We start from the raw sequence: 282 nt of genomic DNA on the forward strand, positions 1-282 counted from the left end.
GTTTTTTCCACGATGAAAAAAGCTCCGCCAATAAACAGGATCAGCACCATGATCTCAGCTCCGGCAATCACCCCTTCTGGAATGGCCAAAAGCAAATCGCTGAGTGCGGGTTTTTCCTGAGCGATGGATTGGAAGCTGCCCGGGACCACCAGTTCCCGGCCTGTGTTTTCATCCAAAACCCGTTCGAATTTCCCCGCAGGAATCAAGTAGGTGGCGACTCCTGCCAGAAAAATGAAAACCAAAAGAATGACGAGTGGATGGGGAAAGGAGAGTTTCATTTAG

Annotated in this window: 1 pseudogene; it reads right to left on the bottom strand. The window is 49.6% G+C overall.

Annotated elements, in window-relative coordinates:
- Positions 1-278, bottom strand: a pseudogene (locus ACNKXV_RS14635) (YfcC family protein); the annotation flags it as partial.
- Positions 279-282 lie beyond the last annotated feature (4 nt).

Source organism: Christiangramia aquimixticola (assembly GCF_048285835.1).
Taxonomy (GTDB): domain Bacteria; phylum Bacteroidota; class Bacteroidia; order Flavobacteriales; family Flavobacteriaceae; genus Christiangramia; species Christiangramia aquimixticola.